This window comes from Streptomyces glaucescens (genome assembly GCF_002154375.1).
GTDB classification, from domain to species: domain Bacteria; phylum Actinomycetota; class Actinomycetes; order Streptomycetales; family Streptomycetaceae; genus Streptomyces; species Streptomyces glaucescens.
In genome coordinates, this window is sequence record NZ_MUND01000108.1 from 1 (window position 1) to 3741 (window position 3741).

The following is a 3741-nucleotide window of genomic DNA, read 5'->3' on the forward strand; positions in this document are numbered from 1 at the left end:
GGGCGATCTGCCGGACGAGCGTCGCGCGGTAGGCGTCGGGCATCCAGTCACGCGGTTCGATGCGCTCGTCCGGCAGATCGCCCAGCACGCCCACTCCGAGATCATCGGCATGCAGCCGGAGGCCAACTGGATCACCCGCGCGCCCTCGCTGCGCCGCAAGGCCATCCTGATGGCCAAGGTCCAGGACGAGGCCGGGCACGGCCTGTATCTCTACAGCGCGGCGGAGACTCTCGGCACCAGCCGCGACGAGCTGCTGGACAAGCTCCACGCGGGCCGCCAGAAGTACTCGTCGATCTTCAACTACCCCACGCTGACCTGGGCCGACGTCGGCGCCATCGGCTGGCTGGTGGACGGCGCCGCGATCACCAACCAGGTCCCCCTGTGCCGCTGCTCCTACGGCCCGTACGCCCGCGCGATGGTCCGTATCTGCAAGGAGGAGTCCTTCCACCAGCGCCAGGGGTACGAACTGCTGCTGGCGCTCAGCAAGGGCACCCCGGAGCAGCACGCGATGGCGCAGGACGCGGTGGACCGCTGGTGGTGGCCGTCACTGATGATGTTCGGCCCGCCCGACGACGAGTCGCAGCACTCGGCGCAGTCCATGGCCTGGAAGATCAAGCGGCACTCGAACGACGAGCTGCGCCAGCGTTTCGTCGACATCTGCGTCCCGCAGGCCGAGTCCCTGGGCCTCACCCTCCCCGACCCGGAGCTGCGCTGGAACGAGGAGCGGGGGCACTACGACTTCGGCCCGATCGACTGGACGGAGTTCTGGGAGGTCCTCAAGGGCAACGGGCCGTGCAACGAACAGCGGATCGAGCAGCGCAGGCGCGCCCACGAGGAGGGCGCGTGGGTGCGTGAGGCGGCCGCGGCCTACGCGGACAAGCACGCCGGCGGAAACGGAGAGGCGCGAGCATGACCACCAACGACTGGCCCCTGTGGGAGGTCTTCGTCCGCTCCCGGCGCGGACTCTCCCACACCCACGCCGGCAGCCTGCACGCCCCGGACGCGGAACTCGCCCTGCGCAACGCCCGCGACCTGTACACGCGGCGCGGCGAGGGCGTCTCCATCTGGGTCGTGCCGTCCGCGGTGATCACCGCGTCCTCACCCGACGAGAAGGACCCGTTCTTCGAACCGGCCGCCGACAAGCCGTACCGGCACCCGACGTTCTACGAGATCCCGGAGGGGGTGCAGCACCTGTGACCACCCCGGACACGACGGCCCCCGAGACCACGGCCCCGGACATGACGACCGCACCCGCCGACACGACGACCGTGCCCGCCGCCGCGGCCCTCGCCCTCGGCGACGACGCCCTGGTGCTCTCCCACCGGCTCGGCGAATGGGCCGGCCACGCCCCCGTCCTGGAGGAGGAGGTCGCCCTCGCCAACATCGCCCTGGACCTGCTCGGCCAGGCCCGGGTGCTGCTGTCGATGGCCGGCGACGAGGACGACTTGGCGTATCTGCGCGAGGAACGCGCCTTCCGCAACCTCCAGCTGGTGGAGCAGCCCAACGGCGACTTCGCCCACACCATCGCCCGCCAGCTGTACTTCTCCACCTACCAGCACCTGCTGTACGACCGGCTGGCCGCCGGGGACGGCCCCTTCGCGGGTCTCGCCGCCAAGGCCGTCAAGGAGGTCGCCTACCACCGCGACCACGCCGAACAGTGGACCCTGCGGCTCGGCGACGGCACCGAGATCAGTCGCGAGCGGATGCGGCGGGCCTGCGAGGCGCTGTGGCGGTTCACCGGCGAGATGTTCCAGCCGGTGGACGGCGTGGACGTCGACTGGGCCGGCATGGAGGCGGCCTGGCTGGAATCCGTCGGCCAGGTACTGCGCCGGGTCACCCTCAGCGTGCCCGAGGGACCGCGCACCGGCGCCTGGTCGGCGGGCGCGGGCCGGCAGGGCCTGCACACCGAACCGTTCGGCCGGATGCTCGCCGAGATGCAGCACCTGCACCGCAGCCACCCGGGGGCGTCATGGTGACGGTCACCCCCCTGGAGGCGGAACTGCTGGAGCTGGCCGGGTCGGTGCCCGACCCCGAGCTGCCCGTGCTCACCCTGCGGGAGCTGGGCGTGCTGCGCGCGGTGCGGCTGCGCGACGCCGGCACCGCCGAGGTCGAGCTGACCCCCACGTACACCGGCTGCCCCGCCGTGGAGGCGATGGCCCTGGACATAGAGCGGGTGCTGCACGAACACGGCATCCGCGAGGTCACCGTACGCACGGTGCTCTCGCCTGCCTGGACCACGGACGACATCACCGAGGAAGGCCGCCGCAAACTGCGCGAGTTCGGCATCGCCCCGCCGCGGACGCGCCACGAGCACGGACCGGTCACCGTCGCCCTGGGCCCCACCCGCACCGCGGTCTCCGGCCCGGACCGGACCACGGGCCCGTCGGCCCCGGAACTGGAACCGGTCCGCTGCCCGCACTGCGGATCCGCCGACACCGAGCTGCTCAGCCGCTTCTCCTCCACCGCGTGCAAGGCGCTGCGCCGCTGTCTCGCCTGCCGTGAACCGTTCGACCACTTCAAGGAGTTGTGATGGCCCGCTTCCACACACTCCGCGTGGCCGCCGTCGACCGGCTCACCGACGACTCCGTCGCCCTGACCCTCGCCGTGCCCCCGGAACTGTGCGAGGAGTACCGGCACGCCCCCGGCCAGCACCTCGCCCTGCGCCGCCGGGCGGACGGCACGGAGATCCGGCGCACCTACTCGATCTGCTCCCCCGCGCCCGCCCCCGGCGACGACGGCCCACGCGCCCTGCGGGTCGGGGTGCGGCTGGTGGAGGGCGGGGCGTTCTCGACGTACGCGCTGAAGGAGATCGGCATCGGGGACGAGCTGGAGGTCATGACTCCGGCCGGCCGTTTCACCGTCGATCCGGCGCCCGGCCTCTACGCGGCGATCGTCGGCGGCAGCGGCATCACCCCGGTGCTGTCGATCGTCGCCACGCTCCTGGCGCGCGAACCCGGGGCCCGGTTCTGTCTGATCCGCAGCGACCGTACGACCGCCTCGACGATGTTCCTCGAGGAGGTCGCCGACCTGAAGGACCGCTATCCCGAGCGGCTCCAGCTGGTCACGGTGCTCTCCCGGGAGGAACAACAGGCGGGACTGCCGTCCGGACGGCTCGACCGGGAGCGGCTGACCGGGCTGCTGCCCTCACTGCTGCCGGTGGCGGAAGTAGCCGGATGGTTCCTGTGCGGGCCGTTCGGGCTGGTCCAGGGCGCCGAGCGGGCACTGCGCGACCTGGCCGTGCCCCGCGCCCGGATCCACGAGGAGATCTTCCACGTGGACGCCGTCCCGACCGGAGGGCCGGCGAGACCCGCGCCCGCGCACAGCACGGTGACGGCCCGGCTCGACGGCCGCGGCGGCACCTGGCCCGTCCGGGACGGCGAGTCGCTGCTGGAGACGGTGCTGCGCAACCGGCCCGACGCGCCGTACGCCTGCAAGGGCGGCGTGTGCGGGACCTGCCGGGCCTTCCTGGTCTCCGGTGAGGTGCGCATGGACCGCAACTACGCGCTGGAGACGGAGGAGACGGAGGCCGGGTACGTGCTGGCGTGCCAGTCCCATCCGGTGACCGAACGGGTGGAGCTGGACTTCGACCGCTGAGCCGTTCCCGCGGCACCCGGCACCACGCCGACGGGCCGGGCCGGACCGGGTGTCTGAAGCTGACCCCCGGCCCGGCGGCCCCGGCGGCGGTGCCCACGGGACCCGCCCGGCCCGGCCGGGAACGGTCTCGGCTCGGCTCGGCTCGGC

Annotated in this window: 5 protein-coding genes; all 5 read left to right on the top strand. The window is 72.8% G+C overall.

Annotated elements, in window-relative coordinates; translation table 11 throughout:
• Positions 1-7: 7 nt before the first annotated feature.
• From paaA to CCN42_RS07880, 5 genes are read left to right on the top strand one after another with little or no spacing between them, the layout of a single operon-like run.
• Positions 8-913: a 1,2-phenylacetyl-CoA epoxidase subunit PaaA gene (gene paaA / locus CCN42_RS07860; RefSeq protein WP_422641140.1), complete on the top strand. Its 906-nt coding sequence runs from the start codon at positions 8-10 to the stop codon at positions 911-913.
• Entirely contained in the window at positions 910-1197 is a 288-nt protein-coding gene (gene paaB / locus CCN42_RS07865) for a 1,2-phenylacetyl-CoA epoxidase subunit PaaB (RefSeq protein ID WP_086172183.1), read from the top strand. The genes paaA and paaB overlap by 4 nt, the downstream gene beginning before the upstream one ends.
• A gap of 41 nt (positions 1198-1238) precedes the next feature.
• The gene (gene paaC, locus CCN42_RS07870) at positions 1239-1976 is read left to right on the top strand and encodes a 1,2-phenylacetyl-CoA epoxidase subunit PaaC (RefSeq protein ID WP_086734055.1); all 738 of its coding nucleotides are present in this window, start codon (positions 1239-1241) and stop codon (positions 1974-1976) included.
• On the top strand, positions 1970-2530 hold the full coding sequence (gene paaD, locus CCN42_RS07875; protein ID WP_086734051.1) for a 1,2-phenylacetyl-CoA epoxidase subunit PaaD: 561 nt from the start codon (positions 1970-1972) through the stop codon (positions 2528-2530). The genes paaC and paaD overlap by 7 nt, the downstream gene beginning before the upstream one ends.
• Positions 2530-3594 (top strand): 2Fe-2S iron-sulfur cluster-binding protein, encoded by a 1065-nt coding sequence (locus CCN42_RS07880; protein ID WP_086734053.1) that lies wholly within the window; start codon positions 2530-2532, stop codon positions 3592-3594. The genes paaD and CCN42_RS07880 overlap by 1 nt, the downstream gene beginning before the upstream one ends.
• The last annotated feature ends 147 nt before the right edge of the window (positions 3595-3741 follow it).